The following is an 18,128-nucleotide window of genomic DNA, read 5'->3' as shown; positions in this document are numbered from 1 at the left end:
ATATCAGATGGTGCTCGGGTTTATTTGGAGGCAATCATGTCAAACTCTACTAGAGATTTAATAATAAAAACAGCCAATCAATTATTTCTTGAAAAAGGTTATCAGAACGTTACAGTTGTAGATATCTGCAAGGCATGCAATATTTCTAAAACTACATTTTATTATCATCTAAAATCCAAAGAAGATATTATCTTAAGTTTTTATGATGCAGTGACTCATAACATCAGCCAGCATCTTCTATCTATTCTATCAATGGACAACTATTGGGAACAATTAATGGTATGTTTTGAATCCCTTGTAGAGGAAGCATATAAGTACGGAACTGACTTTTTCAGTCAAATGATGATCAGTAATTTAAAAAAAGACTATGGCAGCTATGATTTAAGAGATGAATTAACTAAGATAGCGGTATCCATTATAGAAAAAGGCCAGAAATCAGGACAAATCAGAAACAGGAGTAATGCAGAGACCTTATACATAGCGTCAGCCTATGCATTTTTAGGTCAGGAAGTAACTTGGTGCATTAAAAAAGGTAAATTTAATTGGCGAATAGAAATGCGAAAAGCCTTAGAAAATATTTACGATGTAGCCCTCGAATATAGAAAATACTGAATAGCTGAAATAAAGTAAGTGCTATGGAATGAAAAGGGCAAAAATTAGGACAGGGACATTTGAATAGCAATTATCAACGGATATAAAATATTCAATGTTGGCTGCTGCAACCGAAAGCACGAATAATTTTTAATAAATAAAAAGCTGTACCTAAATATTCGATATTGACAAAATATTATTATTTATATATAATGTATACATCAACATCCTACGTAGGATGTAGGATAATAAAAAGATGTTAATCTCATAACAACTCAACTACATAAAAAAGTTGGCATGGTTTGGAGCTGCAAAATACTCTATACCAAATAACATATAAAGGAGCTTTTATATGAAAGTTGCAGTAATTTATACTAGTACTACTCCTGAACTGATTGAAATGATAAATGATCAGTTAAAAACTCAATTAAGCGGTAAAGAACTGATAATTCAGAGCTATCAGGACCCAAGCATTTTGCAAGAAGTGATTGATAACGGATACCCAACTCATGGCTGTGCTCGTCGATTGATGAATATGTATGAGCAGGCAGTAAAAGACGGAGCAGATATTCTGCTAAATGTCTGTTCCTCTGTTGGAGACATTGCTAAGCTGGCAAAACCTTTGTACGAGATGACGGGGGTAAAATTTGTGCGTATGGATGAAGAAATGGCAATGCAGGCTGTTTGTGCAGGCAAACGTATTGGGATTATTGCCACACTTCCTACGGCATTAGAACCTACAAAACGTTTGGTGCAAGATTGCGCCGATTCACTTGGAAGAAAGATTGATATAGTTGATGCATTAGCCGAAGGAGCCTTTGGTCTTGACCAAGAACAATTCAAAAAAATGCTGATAGCTACCGGTGCAAAGGTAAAGGATAAAGTAGATGCACTGGTATTTGCACAGGGCTCAATGTCATATGCCGAGGAAGATGTTTCAAAAGCTTTAGGCGTACCGGTATTTTCCAGCATAAAGTATGGAATTGCTGATGTTAAAAAGGCTGCAGATTCCTTAGAATAAAATATCAAAGCATTTATAGGGAGAGATATCATGAGGATGATAGAAAAAGAGCAAGCCGTAATTAAGCACTGCAAGGCTCGTACAATTTATGGCATGATTGAAGATGGCGGTGTTATTAAAAGCGATCAAATGACAATGGGTATTGCCAGGTTTGACAAAAACCTGGGGCCTATGAACCCCCATGCTCATCCGGAAGAAGGTATGTATGTAATAGATTGCGCAAATGCTTATATTCGTTGGGGAAGTCCTGCTGATGCTCTTGGAGAACGTGAGCTTATTAAGCCCGGCATGATCATTTTTGTGCCGGAAGGCGAGTGGCACGTATTCGAGTTTGAAGATGGTGGATTTTTAGATATTGTCTTCTGTCTGCCGGTCGGTTCTATTGATCGGCCTGAGTGATAGGCATTGACAATATATAATTAAAATTTGTTTTCATATGCGAAAGTGATAATGAAAGCAAAAAATTGCCAAAAACAAATTAAAAGACAGGAGGAAAAAATCATGAAGAAGGTTTTTGCTTTAATGATCTGCGCAACACTGATATTTACTACCTGCGCATGTACAAAGCAGACTCCCGAAGAAGGCACTCCCAATGGGCAGCAATCCGGTGCTTCTGAGATTGATGAAGCTATAGGTCCTGAAATCACTCTCAAAATAGGTTACTCTACTAGCGAGGAAGATCCTAGAGGTTACGCGTCCGAGAAGTTCAAGGAAATTGTTGAAGAGCAAGCTAAAGGGACAATTGCTGTTGAGATTTATCCTGCAGGCCAATTAGGAAGCGATGCTGCTCTGATAGAGGCTTTAGCTATTGATTCTGGTACCGTTGATATAGTAATCTCAGATGCCAGTAATTTTGCTACATATGAACCCAAAATGGGTATCTCTGCACTTCCCTTCCTTTTTAAAGACTTTGAAGATGCATGGGCATTTATGGACAGCGATATAGTTGCAGAGGTTGAAGAATCTATAATTGACGACAATATGCGAGTTCTTTCACACTTTTGTAATGGTTTCCGCTGCGTAACAACCTCTAAAGTCAAGGTAGAGTCTCCCAAAGATATGAAAGGCCTACTTATACGCACTCCTGAGAACCCTGTTATAATGGCTACCATGCGAGCATTAGGAGCAAATCCGCAGCCTCTTGGATTTTCTGAAGTATACATGGCTCTAAAACAGGGCACATTTGATGGGCAGGAGAACCCAATACCCGTTATATATAACAACAAACTTCATGAGGTTCAGTCATATCTGTCAATAACAAATCACATATATTCCGGAATGTGTTTTACTATAGCTGAGAGCACTTGGAATAAAATGAGCCCTGCACAGCAGGAAATTGTTACCGCTGCTGCTAAAGAAGCAGAGGTGTTCAATAGGGACCTTAACAAGAAAATGACCGAGGAATTTATAACAAAGCTTGAAACAGAAGGTGGGATGACTATCATCGAACCGGAATTGGATCCTTTTATTGAAGCAACCAAGGGAGTAATAGCTGATTTTAGCGACTCCTATGGAAAGGAACTGCTTGACAAACTAGCCAAATGGCAAGCCAACAACTAAGAATAGTACAAAGCTTTAACGAACTGCCGATACAAGACGAAGTGCATTAATGCACTTCGTCTAATGTAACAGACAAAAGAAACGGAGGATGCTTATGCAAAAGCTGCAGCAGAGGATAGATTGGATAGCAACAGCCATATCCAGTATTCTGCTTGGTATCATGATGATAATCCTTGTATATAATGTTATAATGCGTTTTGCTATTGTTGGTGGTGGAGTGCAGTGGTACATGGAAAGCTCACAGTATCTTAACATATGGGCAATGTTTATAGTAGGTATAAGCCTGTGCGCAACTTCAGACCATCTACGAATAACAATTATTGAGGAAATGCAAACAGGTTGGCTTAAAACTGCTAATAAGATTGTCGTTGAGTTGTTGACTGTTATTTTTTATATTTTTTTGGCTTACGGAACATTCTTACTTGCAAGTAAATCCAGACAGCAGATTGCGACTATGCCCACATTAAAGATGGCTTATGTTTATTGGCTTTTGCCAATAACTTCAGTTTTAAGTGCAATTTCCACGATTATAAGTTTGATTGCAGAGCTCACAAGCAAAGACAAAGGAGGGGCATAGTAATTGATTAAATTTCTACTGATCAGTTTTTTTGTGATTTTGGCATTAGGAGCACCAATCGCTGTTGCTTTAGGGCTCTCATCAATTTTCGGTATAATCTTCGTAGGCGGAAGCAACATGGTTACCGTAGGTCAGCGTGTATTTGAGGGTATGAATTCCTTTGCTCTTTTGGCAGTTCCTCTATTTACATTTGCCGGTCTTGTTATGGGTAAAGGCGGAATAGCTAAACGTATCATAAACTTTTGTTATTCTATAGTAGGTCATGTGATTGGCGGCTTAGCTCATGTTAACGTTTTGGTAAGTATGATATTTGGCGGCATTTCCGGGGCGGCAGTTGCTGACACAGCAGGTGTAAGCGGACTTTTAATGCCTGAAATGATGGAAAAAAAATACAGCAAAGAATTTACCGTTGCAGTTACAGCCATATCCTCAACTATAGGCATAGTCATACCGCCAAGTATTCCAATGGTTGTTATATCAGGTATTCTAGGAATTTCTACAGGCAAGCTTTTCCTGGGTGGTATCATTCCCGGGATTCTGATGGGTATTAGCCAGATGATAGTATCTTATTTCATAGCAAAGAAGGAGGGTGTTCCGAAAGAAGAAGGTCATATTCAATTTAAGAACATAGTTAAGACCTTTAAAGAATCCTTTTGGGCACTTTTAATGCCATTCATTATTATCGGATCGATTATGAGCGGTATAGTTTCCCCCACAGAGGCAGGCGTTATTGCAGTTATTTATGGTTTAATTATTGGAGGTATAGTGTACAAAGAATTAAAGTGGGATGATATCAAAGCGGCTATGATGGATACTGCTAAGACTAGCGGCAAAATATTTATTATAATCGGCACGGCTGCCTTATTTACAAAGCTTTTGACTACAGCTGGATTTCATATATTCGTCAAAGATTTGCTGCTTTCAATTTCAACAAACCCAACAGTTATACTTCTGATTACTCTGTTAATAATATTGCTGGTAACAACATTTATGGAGGTTAATGCGACGATTACGCTGCTTATACCGGTTTTGTATCCGGTAATTCAGGCCGTAGGTATTGATGCTACGCTGTTTTGTGTATTGGTAGTTATTTGCTGCGGAGTTGGCCTTGTTACTCCTCCCGTAGGTATGTGTCTGTACGTAGCGTGTGATTTAGCAAAACTTGATATGGGCTCTGCTACGAAGGCATTGCTGCCATTTATACTGGCTACCCTAATCGTTATAATTATATTAATAATTTTCCCGGGTTTAATTTTATGGCCTGCAAGTTTAATTTAGCAAGGAGGTAAAAAATGGAATTAATAAATAGTGTTTGCACAACCTTGTTTTTCCCCAAATCACGCAACAGTATTGATGAGTTTTCCCGCATGGCGCATTTCCTTTCTGAAAAAGGAATGGACTGTATTGAATTTTACCATGACGGCGATGACCGTGATAAGGTTGGGAATATACTCAGTGATGCAGGATTAAACGGTGTATATATAGCAGTCATACCTTCCAAGGAGAAAAAGCTGCACCTTTGCGATGAAAATGAGGATGGAAGAATTGCGGCGGTAAAGCTGTTTAAGAATTGTATTGATGAGGCTCAGGCTAATGGCATAACAGAGGTAATGATGAATTCAGGGCATATTGGAAACAGTGTAGATAAGGGTCTTGATGCATTAGCCAAGTCCGTAGAAGAGTTGTTTGACTATGCAAAGAAAAAAAACTACAAGCTGCGTCTTTTAATGGAACCCTGTGACAGTAAAATGGATGCCTGCCAGTTGGTCGGACCGTATAAACGTGCATTAAAATTTCTTCAGCGAATGCATGCAGAAGGTATTCCTTTAGAGCTTACTATGGACACTGCACATACCGTTGAGGAAGGTGAAGATTTCTTAGAAGCACTGACAGCGGTCAAACCTTATTGTAATCATATACATTTTGCAAATTGCTACATTAAAGATGAACAAAGCCCATTGTATGGAGATAAACATTTGGGATATGAATATCAAGACACCGAATGGACAGTGCCTGCATTAGCATCTTTATTTGAAGGCCTGAAAGTTTTGTATAAAAATGAAGAGACTCTACGCATCGGGCTTGAAGTCCTTTGCAGGGTTGATGATTCATATAAGTATTTTAATGATGTTTGGAATAGTTTGGAGTTTTTACATAAACATTGATGAGGAGGAAGCAATTATGACGAATACGGAGCTGCAGCGTATAGCAAACAGGCTTCGCATGGATGTAGTAGAAACAGTATATGCAGTTAAAGATGGGCACCCGGGGCCTTGTATGTCTATAGCTGAAATTATGGCTGTACTGTATTTTGATGAAATGAACATTAACCCTAAAAATCCTCAATGGACAGAACGTGATAGATTTATACTTTCAAAAGGACATGCCTGCCCCATTATGTATGCTGCTCTTGCTCGCAAAGGTTATTTTGAGATGGAGGAGCTGAAAAAGTTGCGTATGTTTGAAGGCTCTCTTCAAGGACATCCGGATATGCATAAAACTCCCGGTGTAGATATGACATCCGGTTCTCTCGGCAACGGTGTCGGTATCGGACTGGGCATGGCACTTGGATGCAGAATGCAAGATATAAACAATTACATTTATGTTATAGTTGGAGATGGTGAACAGCAGGAAGGAGTTATCTGGGAAGCAGCAATGGCCGCTGCCAAGCATGAAGTTGGCAATCTGATTGTTTTTGGTGATTGCAACAACAATCAGTCAGGAGGGAAGGTTACAGAGCTCAGCTCACTTTATCCCACAGCAGATAAGTGGAGAGCTTTCCATTGGCATGTGCAGACTATTGATGGACATGATATTGATTCCATAAAAGAAGCAATAGCAAATGCTAAAGCAGTTAAAGATCAGCCTTCATATATAGAATGTAAAACTGTTAAAGGCAAGAATATTCCTTATATGGAAAACAATAATGCATGGCATAAAAAGACACCGACCGCAGAAGAGGTCGAAATTGCCAGAGAAGCTTTGAAAGGTGGCATGTAATAATGAGTATCAGTATAAAGAGTACACGTGAAGCAGTTATGCATGCTATTATAGAATTAGCTCAGTATGATGAGCGCATTGTTATCGTGTCAGCGGATTCCGTCTTAGCGGCTCGTGCTGTTCCGTTTGCGAATAAATTTCCGGACAGATTAATTGAGGTTGGTATAGCTGAACAGAATTCTGTTTTGGTAGCTGCCGGTTTAGCTGCTACAGGTATGCGGCCCCTGGTTTTCACTTATGCGGGTTTTTTGACTATGCGTGCCTGTGAACAAATTCGCACTTTTGTAGCATATCCTGAGCTTGATGTAAAGTTTGTGGGCTTAAACGGCGGCATGCTTGGCGGCGAGCGAGAAGGGGTTACCCATCAGTTTTATGAAGATGTAGGAATAATGCGTGCCATCCCCGGTGTTAAAATTATTACACCTGCCGATGCAGGTCAAGCATACAAAGCGGCAAAAGCGATGATGGAGCAGAAAGGACCTGTTTATCTTAGAATTGGCAGCGGACGGGAACCGGAAGTATTCCCTGATGAAACTCCGTTTGAATTTGGAAAAATTAGAGAGGTTAAACGATACGGTGACGATGTTGCTATATTTGCCAGCGGATTCATAATGAATCGGGCGATTGCAGCATTAGAGCAATTGAAAAATGAGGGAATAAATGGTACATTAATAGATGTTTCTACCGTCAAGCCATTGGATAGTGAAGGTGTCATAAAGGTATTAGAAAAAACAAATTGTGCTGTGGCTGTTGAAGATCACAATATCTATTGCGGCATGTCCAGTGCAGTTTGTGAAGTTGCGTCTAGTTATCATCCCTGCCCTATTGTACGTCTTGGTTTACGCGATATATATCCGCGCAGCGGTCATGCAGATAAGCTTCTGGATGCATATGGATTATCTGTTAAAGATATAGTAGACGGTGCAAAACAAGCAATGGCAAAGATAAAATAAGGGCGGTTATCAAAAACAAATGCAGGTTGGTTGCTTCGATTAATCCACAGGAGGTATCAAACAAAATGAATCAAAAACCAAACAATAATAATTTTGGAAGTCTTATGAATCCAGTACCCAACGAATCCGTTGTGGACCAAATTATAACTAGAATAACAGATGCGATTATAAGCGGTGAATTACAACCAGGGCAGAAAATACCAACAGAAAACTCACTTTCTGAAGCTATGAATGTAGGCCGTAACTCTGTGCGTGAAGCAATCAAAGTTCTTGAAGCGATGGGTGTACTCAATATCCGTAGACCGGAAGGTACATTTGTGGCAGAAGGATTTTCTGATAGGATGTTAAACCCAATGATATATGGGTTAATTCTCGAAGGCGGGAGTTCACCCGCTATGATTGAATTAAGACAGCTTTTTGATGTAGGTATCTTAAAGCTTGCCATTGAGAAAGCAACAGAGAAGGATATCAAACATATTTTCGAAACATTGACAGAACTGCGTAAAGTGGTTCAAAAGCAGCAACCTGATAAAAATGAGATTTTAGACGCAGATATAATGTTTCATAGGGCATTGGAAGCAGCTGTAAAAAATCCGTTAGTTAATAAAATAGGTATTGTAATAGAGCGGCTGTCGTATCCTACGCGTGCACGTGCTGTCGAGCAATTTATTCGAAATGGTGAACTAAATGAATTATTAGAAATGCATGAGCAGATGCTTAACGTCGTAATAGAGAGGAATGAGGCAGTAGTAGGCCAAATCATCGATGAACACTATAAGTATTGGAAAGAAGAATTGCATAAATAATAAAATTGAATTATAAGTTAAATGTTATCTAAAAAACTAAGTTGCTGTTGTATAGTTTTATGAAAAAATTTAGGATAAAGTTTGGATATTAATGGCTTTGGTTTTTATAAGTCCAAAGCCATTTCTTTAGATGTATATTTTGCAGTAAATCATATGAAAGAGAGGTTGCTTATTATGCAAGCAAAAGACGTCTGCCGGATTGCAATCGGCGGAGCTGGAATTATGGGAACCTCTATCGCCCAGATATTTGCAAAATACGGCTATAGTGTTGTTCTTTATGATATTGTTACAAAAAGTATCGAAAACGGAAAAAAACTAATTGCCATAAATCAAGAAACAGCTATTGCGGAAGGTGAAATCAAACCGGAAGACTCCAAGGAGCTCCTTGACCGCATCAGTTTTTCCATGGACCCCAAATGTTTTTCAAATGCTGATTTTGTAATTGAAGCTATAGTGGAAGATATGAAGGTTAAACATGACTTTTGGTTTCAGGTTTCTGAGATAGTGCCGACTGGTGCTATACTAACCACAAATACATCAGGACTATCTATAACTGAAATCGCAAAGGCAGTAAAAAAACCTGAGCGGTTTGCCGGTATGCATTGGGTAAATCCACCGCATATTGTTCCTTTGGTGGAAGTGATTTGCGGTGAAAAGACCGATCTGGCGGCAGCAGAAACCATTGCTGAAGTTGCTATAAAAATTGGCAAAAAACCGGTTATGGTGAAAAAGGATGCCCAAGGTTTTATTTTAAATCGATTACAGTTTTGCATTTTGAGGGAAGCCATGCATATCGTTGAAAGCGGAATCGCCGGTATTGAGGATGTAGATGCGGTGATGAAGTATGGATTGGGTATGCGCTATGCTTGCTTAGGACCATTTGAGATTGCCGACTTAGGCGGATTAGATACCTTCTATAGTATTGCTAGCTATTTATTTGCAGATTTAAGTGATATGAAGGAACCGCCAAAAATGTTCTCAGACCTGATTGATCAGCAGTTTTATGGAACAAAGTCAGGGAGAGGCTTCTATGATTACAGCAATGGCAAAGCCGAGAAAGTCATTGAGAAGCGGGATAAGGATTTCATCAAGATTGCTAATTGCTTGTATAAAAGCACAGGGAGGAAATGAAATGCGCAGTAATTTAATGAAAGAGGGAGTAAATAAGGTTCCCCACAGAGCACTGATGAAAGCCAGCGGCTTAATTGATGAAGAAATTTATCGGCCTATTATCGGTGTAGTGAATTCTTTCAATGAGGTGGTACCCGGCCATATCCATCTACGGACAATTGCTGAGGCAGTAAAAGCAGGTATTCGCATGGCAGGCGGCACGCCGATGGAATTCCCGACCATTGCTGTTTGTGATGGTATTGCTATGAACCATGATGGTATGAAGTTTTCTCTGGTAAGTCGAGAGCATATTGCCGATTCCGTTGAAATCATGGCTAATGCCCATCCCTTTGACGGTCTTGTGTTTATACCCAATTGTGATAAGATTGTTCCTGGCATGCTGATGGGTGCTCTAAGGGTAAATGTGCCTTCCATATTTATAAGTGGAGGTCCTATGATGGCTGGTCGGCATAAGGGAAAGAAAATGACGCTGACTACTGCCTTTGAATCAGTTGGTGCATATACTTCCGGAAAGATTGACGACCAAGAACTGTTAGACATTGAAAATTACTCCTGCCCCGGGTGCGGCTCCTGTGCCGGCATGTTTACCGCCAATTCTATGAACTGTATGACTGAGATTATTGGCATGGCACTTCCGGGTAATGGTACGATTCCTGCTGTACATGCTGAGCGGATTCGCTTGGCAAAAAAGACCGGTATTAAGATTATGGAATTGGTAGAGCGCAATATCCGGCCAAGCAATATTATGACTGAGAAGGCATTTAAGAATGCAGTGACAGCAGATATGGCTCTGGGATGTTCCACAAATACCATTTTGCATTTGCCTGCCATAGCCCACGAAGCAGGATTAAAAATTAATCTTAAAGATATAAATATTCTTAGTGCCAGCACGCCTCATCTGGTAAAATTGAGTCCTGCCGGTGATGACTGCTTGGAAGATTTGAATGAGGCCGGTGGATTACAGGCATTATTGAAAGAGCTTTCTAAACACGGTAAGGTAGAATTAGATACATTAACTGTGACAGGAAAAACTGTTGGCGAAAATATTGCACAGGTAGAAGTCTTGGATTATGATGTGATTAGAAAGTATGAGGCACCCTATTCTGAAAGCGGCGGTTTGGCAGTGCTTTGGGGCAATATTGCTCCCGACGGTTGTGTTGTGAAAAAGGGAGCTGTACTGCCTGAGATGATGCAGCATAAAGGACCGGCAAAAGTGTTCAACTCCGAGGAAGACTGTGTAAATGCTTTGTTGGACGGTAAAATTATTGCCGGTGATGTAATAGTGATAGCTTACGAAGGCCCAAAGGGTGGTCCCGGCATGAAGGAGATGCTTTCGCCTACATCGGTTTTGACTGGCATGGGCTTGGGCGGCTCTGTGGCTCTTGTTACCGATGGCCGTTTCTCTGGTGTAACCAGAGGCGCTTGCATAGGGCATGTTTCACCAGAAGCTGCAGAAGGTGGTCCTATTGCTTTAATACAGGACGGTGATCAAATTGAAATTGATATCCCAAATAACAAGATTAACCTTCTGGTGGATGAGGAAACATTAAATGAACGAAAGAGCCATACTAAGATTTCCTTAAAAGACGTGAAAAGTCCGTACTTGCGGAGATATCGCAGTCTTGTAACTTCAGCTAGTACGGGTGCAATTCTCAGAGACTGCTAAACAGATGCGATCTAGCATTACCAAAAGAGCCAATAATAAAGGAAATGGCATTAACAAAAGTTATGCCGTTTCCTTTATTTTTTGCAGTATTAATATGTGCTGTGTGTATTGTTGAATGTAACCTCGAGCTGGATAAAGCTGGCAGCCACAGGAACAGGGAATTAGTGTTTTCTATACCTTTAACACAGGGTGTGTCAATTGCAAGAGATGTTCTTGAAACTATAGGGAATCTTATCTAGAGTATAAACCTTGTTTGGAGATAAGCGGAAAGAAATGCAGGAGGAATTTTCATTAAAGATGTAGAAATATAACAAATATAAATGAAATTAAAGAGGGGGTATCATACCAAAAGTGCGCTGAAAAAAATGAAATTTATTAAAAATACTGTTTATATATTTTTATTGTTGTTATTTTTGTGATATAGATTAATAGGCAGACCAATGGAGCAGATTGGGCGGTTTCTGCCCGGTTTGAAATAAGTAATACATATTTCATCAGACGGCCATATTATTCCTTGAGATAATATTAATATATGAGAGAAAACAGCACGTATAAATCTGTAGGTATCTATTTTACTTATTATATTATTAGTATAAGGAGGATTGCCATGAGGATAATTGATCTGTCACAACTTTATGAAGTGGGAATGCCTCTGTTTCCGGGGACATCTCCTATTGTTATTGAGCAAATTGCCCAGATAGATGAGGGGGGTTTTACGGTTACGGATTTTCATGCCGGTGTCCATGTCGGGACGCATTGCGATGCACCTGCTCACTGCATAAAAGGAGCAAAAACATTGGATGAGATTCCCTTAGATACTTTTATAGGTTATGCGGTGATTGTAGATGCTCCGGTAGACGGAAAAAAGGCAATCGAGGCGGATGTATTAGAAGGCTGTGATATCAAACCCGGCGACATAGTGCTTATAAGAACCGGATATTCCAAATACTGGGGCAACCCCAAATATATTGAGGATTCACCTTATCTTTCGGAGGAACTGGCACAGGCTTTAGTAAAACTGAATATAAAAGCACTTGGAATTGACTTTATTTCACCTGATCCTGTAGAAAGCACAACCGCACCCGTGCATAAAATCCTTATGGGAGATGGCATACCAATAATAGAAAATCTTAACCGGCTTGATGAAATAGATGTGCAAAGAGTGTTCTTTTCTGCTGCCCCACTGCTTATAGATAAATCCGATGGTGGCTTTACGCGTGCATATGCCGTATTGGAGAAATAAGCGGTTTCCACTCATCAGCTATTAGCAGGGCAATTGTGATTTAAGTGCAGAACTCTTATTATGTAAAGATGAATATGACAACAAATGATTACATTTTAGAATAACATGTCTTGCTTGATGCTAAGGCACGTCAAATTTGCTAATATAATTTCCTGCACTGAAATCAATTATTACTAAAGGAGAGTTCGTAATGGATTATTTAAAAAGAGCAATGGAAATCAAGGAAGAAATAATTGCAAATCGCAGGTATCTGCACCAAATTCCGGAACTCGGAATGGAGCTTCCCAAGACCAGTGGTTTTGTGGTTGAAAAGCTAAAAGAAATGGGTTATGAGCCTAAACTAATAAGCGGTTATGGAGTAACAGCCACTGTCGGCAAAAAAACAGACGGCAAAGTAATACTGCTTCGAGCTGATATGGACGCACTGCCCATGGAAGAAGAAAGCGGCCTGCCTTTTGCAGCCAAGGGGAAATGTGCTCATACATGTGGACATGACTTGCATACGGCTATGCTGCTTGCTGCTGCAAAGATGCTAAAGGAATCCGAAGAAGAACTTGAAGGTATTGTCAAGCTTGTTTTCCAGCCTGGCGAAGAAACACTTGAAGGTGCGAAAGCTTTAATAGCGGATGGAATCCTGGAAAATCCGAAAGTAGATGCAGCTATGGCAGCACATGTTATACCGCTTTTGCCCACAGGATTTATAGGTTACAACAAAGGTGTAGTAGCTGCATCTGCCGATTATTTTATAATCACACTCCATGGCTTGGGAAGCCACGGTGCGTGCCCTCAGCTTTCAATTGATCCAATTAACATGGGAGTCCATCTGCACCTAGCACTTCAGGAACTTGTAAGCCGTGAAGCCAATCCTGAAGAAATGGTTGTTTTAACGGTAGGCAAATTTCAGTCCGGAGCGGCAGGAAATGTAATTCCCGAAAAAGCTGTTTTAGAAGGAACTCTTAGGACATTTAACGAAGAAGTGAGAAGCTATATGCTAAAGAGAATACAAGAGGTAACGGATGGAGTGGCTTCTACTTTCCGCGGCAGTGCAGAGATTAAATATAAAGGGTCTGTGTGTTCGCTCAGTATAGATTCTCAGATGGCTGATATAATAGGTGAAGCCTTAAAAGAGATGCTTGGTGAAAAGGGCGTAGCCCAAGTTAGTCAACGCATGAGCGGTTCGGAGGATTTTGCCGAAATTGCTGCTAAAGTTCCCTCCATGTTCTTTATAATAGGTACCGGCAGTGCTGAGGAAGGATATTGCTATGGTGGGCATCATCCCAAAGTGATTTTCAATGAGGATTGCCTGCCAATTGGAGCAGCAGCATATGCTCAAGGTGCGGCAAGATGGCTGGAGAGGGCAAAGTAATCTGCATTTCTTTGCTAATAAGATATATGTAACAAAATACAAGAGGTGTTGCAATGATTTCAACTTCAGATAAAAGCACAAGAGCACTGCTTTTAAGTATGTGCAATGATATATCTGATGAAGATTCCTTTCAGGAACTAAGACTCTTAGCCCAAACCGCGGCAGTGGAGGTAGTTGGGGAGGCAGTACAAAAAAGAAATAAAATAGATCCTGCTTACTATGTAGGCAGAGGCAAAGCCGAAGAAGTGGCACAAGCGGTAAAAGCTCTTGGGGCAAATGCTGTTATCTGTGATGATGAGCTTTCGCCGGTTCAAATTAGAAATCTGGAAAATCTCACAGGTGTTCAGATAATTGACAGGACTATGCTTATACTTGATATATTTGCCCAAAGAGCTAAGACCTCTGAAGGCAAGATTCAAGTTGAGCTTGCACAACTTCAGTATATGATGCCGAGGCTTACGGGAAAAGGTATAGAGCTTTCCCAAGAAGGCGGTGGAATTGGTACTCGTGGACCCGGTGAAACCAAGCTGGAAACCGATAGGCGCCATATTCGCCGTAGAATTCATCATCTAAAAGAGGAGCTTAAAAATGTACAAAAAAGCCGAAAGATTATCATCCAGTCCCGCAGCTATCCTGTAATAAGCCTTGTAGGCTATACAAATGCTGGTAAATCTACCTTGATGAATGCCTTAACAGATGCCGATGTAAAAACAGGAGACAGGCTTTTTGAAACACTGGATACCACCACTCGCAATCTTGTTCTTCCTGACGGGCGAAAGGTACTCTTATCAGATACAGTAGGATTTATACGCAAGCTTCCTCACCACCTGGTGGAAGCCTTTCGAGCCACATTGGAAGAAGTAAAGGAAGCAGATCTTTTAATTCATGTGGCTGACGGTTCAAGCCCCACAATAGACGAAGACATTTTTGTAGTAAATTCAGTCTTAAAAGAACTAGGCGCAGAACAAACACCTATAATAATTGCCATAAATAAAATAGACATAAGCGGGGATGCAAGTGTTTTTATCGAAGGATATAACAAAGATAATACCATAGGAATTTCTGCATTGACGGGCAAAAACCTAGATAAGCTTTTAGAGGCGATATGCCGTATACTTCCCTCCAATCGCCGCAAGGCTGAGCTTTTTATACCCTATGATAGCGGTTCGGCTGTTGATGAAATCCATAAAAACGGTCTGATTAATGAAATTGAATATAAGGACGATGGAGTAAAGATAAAAGGTGAAATTGACATTGCCATATTAAAAAAATACGAAAAGTATCTTATTAACTAAAGAAATACAGAATTTCTAAGATAAGTTTCCTCCATAATGTGGTAAGAGTATTGACACAATATATAGTATGAGTTACAATATAACTATCTATATGTTGATAATTTAATATTTAAGCACAGGTGCCGATACAATATTTCGGTTAAAAGGGAAGCAGGTAAAAATCCTGCACGGTCCCGCCACTGTGTTGGTGAGGTGCTGTAAATTTGCCACTGAATTTTTCGGGAAGGCCTACAGTATCCATGAACCTAAGTCAGAAGACCTGCCTGTGCCAAACATCTTACTCTACGGTCGATAGGGGGCAGGATATGAAATTTATATTCTATGGTTTTTTATAACCTCTTGACTACTTGTCGAGAGGATTAATTTTTTTGTGGAGGAATATCTATGATTACTCAAAGAATAAAATGCGATGAAGATAATGCACTCATCGAAGCCACAGTTGAAATGTTTTCAGATTACCTAAGCAACCGAGATTGGCATGTAGAGGAAAATGCCAATACCGGAAGAAGCGTAAATGGCCTTAATAATTATGTGCGAGAAGTATTTACGAAAAAGTACTGGCTCTATGAAGTATACCCTCCAGATGTGAGATTTGCTCATGAATCCGGCGACATACACCTTCATGACCTGGGTTTTTTCGGCCCTTACTGTGCAGGCTGGGATTTAAGGCAACTTTTAATGGAAGGTTTTGGAGGCGTTAAAGGAAAAGTTGAAAGCCGGCCGGCTAGACATCTTCGCTCTTTTCTCGGCCAGATTGTAAATTCAACCTTTACAACTCAGGGTGAAGCGGCAGGAGCTCAAGCATGGTCCAGCTTCGATATATATTGCGCTCCCTTTATTCGCTACGACGGCCTTTCATATACCCAAGTCAAACAATGCCTTCAAGAGTTTGTATTTAACTTAAATGTTCCCACGCGAGTCGGCTTTCAATGCCCCTTTTCAAATCTTACCTTTGATATCAAAGTGCCGAGGGGTCTAAGGAATCATTCGGTTATTATCGGCGGACAGGCTATGAGGGAGGTTTATGGTGATTTTCAAGAAGAAATGGATATATTCAACAGGGCGTTTTGCGAAGTTATGTTAGAGGGTGATGCAAGAGGCAGGGTATTCACCTTTCCTATCCCTACAATCAACATCACCTGGGATTTTGACTGGGAAAACCCGGTAGTTGACGATTTTATGAAAATTACTTGCAAATATGGCATACCTTATTTTGCAAATTTCATAAATTCGGACCTCTCACCGGAAGATGCTATATCTATGTGCTGCAGACTGCGGCTTGATACTTCGGAAATAAGAAAAAGAGGCGGCGGCCTTTTCGGCAGCAATCCTATGACTGGTTCTATCGGCGTTGTTACAATAAATTTGCCAAGGATAGGCTATCTTTCAAAAACAAAAGATGAGTTTTTTAAGCGATTGGAACAGATGGCGGAACTAGCCAAGATTTCCCTTGAAATAAAGCGAAAGGTCATCGAACGGCAATCCGAGGCAGACTTATATCCCTATTCGACCCATTATCTGCGCCATATCAAGGATAGGACCGGCGAGTACTGGTACAATCATTTTAACACCATCGGAATTATTGGGATGAATGAAGCACTGGAAAATTTTGTAGGTGCCGGGATAGCTGCTAAGGGCGGGCTCCAGTTTGCATTAGATGTTATGCACTTTTTACGGAAAAAGCTTGTCGAGTTTCAAAAAGAAACCGGTCATTTTTATAACCTTGAGGCAACACCGGCCGAAGGAGCTTCTTACCGTCTGGCGATGCTTGATACAAAAAAATATCCGTTTATTAAAACCGCAGGTAAGAATGTTCCCTATTATACAAATTCAACCCAGCTTCCGGCAGATTACACAGATGATATTTTTGAAGTTATGGAGCTGCAGGATGAGCTGCAAGCACTATACACCGGCGGCACCGTTTGCCATATTTATTTAGGCGAGTGCATAGAAGACATATCATTATGCAAAAACATCATACGCAAGATTTTTACCCATTATAAAATACCTTATATATCCATAACGCCCACTTTCAGTATTTGCCCAGACCATGGATATCTTCGAGGGGAACAAACTATATGCCCTAAGTGCGGCAAGGAAACTGAGATATGGACGCGGGTTACCGGATACCTTAGACCTGTAAAGAACTTTAACAAAGGTAAACGGGAAGAGTATGCTAATCGCAAGATGTTTAAAATCAAGGAACATCAATTATGCTGATAGGCGGGCTGCATAAGTGTTCAACAGTAGATTATCCGGGTTTGCTTGCATCTGTAGTATTTACATGCGGTTGTAATATGAATTGTATTTACTGCCACAACCGGCAGCTTATTTCAAAAGGCCTGGATTTCCCATATGAAGAAAATGAAATAATCAAGTTTCTACAAAAAAGAAAGGGCTTGATAGATGCGGTGGTTATAAGCGGAGGCGAGCCTACATTGCAAGAGGACCTCGTAGCTTTTGCACTAAAAATCAAGGATTTAGGCTTTAAGCTTAAACTTGATACAAATGGCACAAGGCCCGAAGCGCTCAATCAGCTTATTAAAAGCAATTTACTTGATTTTATAGCCATGGATATCAAAGCTCCACCGAAAAAATATCCGGCAATATGCAAAGGCTCAGTATCTTGCGATTCTATTTCAAAGAGTATGCAACTTATAAAACAAAGCGGCATTGATTATGAATTTAGAACTACCGGTTGGCCGACGCTTTACGAAGATGATTATGTCCAAATTTTAGAATGGATTTTTCGAGCTAAAAGGTACGTAATCCAGCGTTGCAGAACAAAGGATAATAAGCCTGTGAGAACTTCTTGCTTTGAAAATGCTCAAGCTATATCGTCCTTTTCAATAAAAGCTAAAGAATATGTTGAAATATTTAAAGCCAGGGGCTTTCAATTTACATAGAGAGCTCCTGGCT

The 18,128-nt window shown here is 40.2% G+C and carries 17 protein-coding genes and 1 riboswitch; all 17 genes read left to right on the top strand.

Annotated features, from left to right (window positions below; translation table 11 throughout):
• The first annotated feature begins 36 nt into the window (after positions 1-36).
• The 17 genes from TEPIRE1_RS09780 (at position 37) to TEPIRE1_RS09695 (ending at position 18,115) form a co-directional block, all read left to right on the top strand.
• Positions 37-612, top strand: coding sequence for a TetR/AcrR family transcriptional regulator (locus TEPIRE1_RS09780; RefSeq protein ID WP_013779012.1), 576 nt, complete (start codon positions 37-39; stop codon positions 610-612).
• A gap of 331 nt (positions 613-943) precedes the next feature.
• Positions 944-1,612, top strand: coding sequence for an aspartate/glutamate racemase family protein (locus TEPIRE1_RS09775; protein WP_013779011.1), 669 nt, complete (start codon positions 944-946; stop codon positions 1,610-1,612).
• Positions 1,613-1,642: 30 nt separating this feature from the next.
• Positions 1,643-2,011 (top strand): cupin domain-containing protein, encoded by a 369-nt coding sequence (locus tag TEPIRE1_RS09770; protein WP_013779010.1) that lies wholly within the window; start codon positions 1,643-1,645, stop codon positions 2,009-2,011.
• 102 nt (positions 2,012-2,113) lie between these two features.
• On the top strand, positions 2,114-3,172 hold the full coding sequence (locus TEPIRE1_RS09765; protein ID WP_013779009.1) for a TRAP transporter substrate-binding protein: 1,059 nt from the start codon (positions 2,114-2,116) through the stop codon (positions 3,170-3,172).
• Positions 3,173-3,266: 94 nt separating this feature from the next.
• On the top strand, positions 3,267-3,749 hold the full coding sequence (locus TEPIRE1_RS09760; protein WP_013779008.1) for a TRAP transporter small permease: 483 nt from the start codon (positions 3,267-3,269) through the stop codon (positions 3,747-3,749).
• Between the two features lie 3 nt (positions 3,750-3,752).
• Positions 3,753-5,027, top strand: a complete 1,275-nt coding sequence (locus TEPIRE1_RS09755) for a TRAP transporter large permease (protein ID WP_013779007.1) — start codon at positions 3,753-3,755, stop codon at positions 5,025-5,027.
• A gap of 14 nt (positions 5,028-5,041) precedes the next feature.
• Positions 5,042-5,914 (top strand): sugar phosphate isomerase/epimerase family protein, encoded by an 873-nt coding sequence (locus TEPIRE1_RS09750; RefSeq protein ID WP_013779006.1) that lies wholly within the window; start codon positions 5,042-5,044, stop codon positions 5,912-5,914.
• 16 nt (positions 5,915-5,930) lie between these two features.
• Positions 5,931-6,749 carry a transketolase gene (locus TEPIRE1_RS09745; RefSeq protein WP_013779005.1) on the top strand — a complete coding sequence of 273 codons (819 nt, stop codon included), beginning with the start codon at positions 5,931-5,933 and terminating at the stop codon, positions 6,747-6,749.
• 2 nt (positions 6,750-6,751) lie between these two features.
• Positions 6,752-7,702, top strand: coding sequence for a transketolase family protein (locus TEPIRE1_RS09740; protein ID WP_013779004.1), 951 nt, complete (start codon positions 6,752-6,754; stop codon positions 7,700-7,702).
• Between the two features lie 65 nt (positions 7,703-7,767).
• Positions 7,768-8,508, top strand: coding sequence for a FadR/GntR family transcriptional regulator (locus tag TEPIRE1_RS09735; RefSeq protein ID WP_013779003.1), 741 nt, complete (start codon positions 7,768-7,770; stop codon positions 8,506-8,508).
• A 174-nt stretch (positions 8,509-8,682) separates the two neighbouring features.
• Positions 8,683-9,639: a 3-hydroxyacyl-CoA dehydrogenase family protein gene (locus tag TEPIRE1_RS09730; RefSeq protein ID WP_015295679.1), complete on the top strand. Its 957-nt coding sequence runs from the start codon at positions 8,683-8,685 to the stop codon at positions 9,637-9,639.
• Between the two features lies 1 nt (position 9,640).
• Positions 9,641-11,305, top strand: a complete 1,665-nt coding sequence (ilvD, locus tag TEPIRE1_RS09725) for a dihydroxy-acid dehydratase (protein ID WP_013779001.1) — start codon at positions 9,641-9,643, stop codon at positions 11,303-11,305.
• Between the two features lie 607 nt (positions 11,306-11,912).
• The gene (locus TEPIRE1_RS09715) at positions 11,913-12,548 is read left to right on the top strand and encodes a cyclase family protein (protein ID WP_013779000.1); all 636 of its coding nucleotides are present in this window, start codon (positions 11,913-11,915) and stop codon (positions 12,546-12,548) included.
• A 190-nt stretch (positions 12,549-12,738) separates the two neighbouring features.
• Positions 12,739-13,914 (top strand): M20 metallopeptidase family protein, encoded by a 1,176-nt coding sequence (locus tag TEPIRE1_RS09710; RefSeq protein ID WP_013778999.1) that lies wholly within the window; start codon positions 12,739-12,741, stop codon positions 13,912-13,914.
• A gap of 53 nt (positions 13,915-13,967) precedes the next feature.
• Positions 13,968-15,209: a GTPase HflX gene (gene hflX / locus TEPIRE1_RS09705; protein WP_013778998.1), complete on the top strand. Its 1,242-nt coding sequence runs from the start codon at positions 13,968-13,970 to the stop codon at positions 15,207-15,209.
• A 100-nt stretch (positions 15,210-15,309) separates the two neighbouring features.
• Positions 15,310-15,490: riboswitch (cobalamin riboswitch) on the top strand.
• A gap of 103 nt (positions 15,491-15,593) precedes the next feature.
• Positions 15,594-17,429, top strand: coding sequence for a ribonucleoside triphosphate reductase (locus tag TEPIRE1_RS09700; RefSeq protein WP_013778997.1), 1,836 nt, complete (start codon positions 15,594-15,596; stop codon positions 17,427-17,429).
• Positions 17,423-18,115, top strand: coding sequence for an anaerobic ribonucleoside-triphosphate reductase activating protein (locus tag TEPIRE1_RS09695; RefSeq protein WP_013778996.1), 693 nt, complete (start codon positions 17,423-17,425; stop codon positions 18,113-18,115). The genes TEPIRE1_RS09700 and TEPIRE1_RS09695 overlap by 7 nt, the downstream gene beginning before the upstream one ends.
• The last annotated feature ends 13 nt before the right edge of the window (positions 18,116-18,128 follow it).

The organism is Tepidanaerobacter acetatoxydans Re1 (assembly GCF_000328765.2).
In the GTDB taxonomy this organism is placed as follows: Bacteria; Bacillota; Thermosediminibacteria; order Thermosediminibacterales; family Tepidanaerobacteraceae; genus Tepidanaerobacter; species Tepidanaerobacter acetatoxydans.
Note: the sequence above shows the minus strand (reverse complement) of the source record. Positions and strands in the feature narration are given on the sequence as shown.